General features: G+C 37.8%; 1 protein-coding gene. It reads right to left on the minus strand.

Translation table 11 applies throughout. The features are described from left to right. Nucleotides 1-126 precede the first annotated feature (126 nt). A partial coding sequence (locus AC3A54_RS25505; protein WP_487656673.1) for a transposase occupies nt 127-447 on the minus strand: 321 nt, incomplete at its 5' end.

Raw genomic sequence — 447 nt, forward strand, 5'->3', positions numbered from 1 at the left:
AGTCAAGCCCATTATTATGTGTAAATTCATTCCTCATGAAAAACAATGTTAAGCAGATGAATTATTTTTGGTGTACTGGAAGGGGGTACCCCCTTCCAGTACACCAAAAATTCGCGCGTCGCGTCGCTATTTTTTCTCTTCTTTGTCCTGAATTATTCTTCTTCCTACTTCCTCAGCATAGTCCATTAACACCGCTCCAATTAATCTGAAAGCTGACTGTGTATTAGGAAATATTCTAATTACCCTCTCTCTTCTCCGGACTTCCTCATTGATTCTTTCTAACGAGTTTGTACTTCGAATATGCTTATGATATTTCGGTTTCTCATTCAAGTATTGAATGGCATCTTCGAAGCCTTCCTCTAAAATTTCTATGGCCTTGTCTAATTTTGAATTGCCACTAAATTGCTCAATGAACTCTTTCTTATATTTTCTGGCTTCCTCTACGGT

It is taken from the genome of Neobacillus sp. Soil_C_43 (assembly GCF_057656715.1).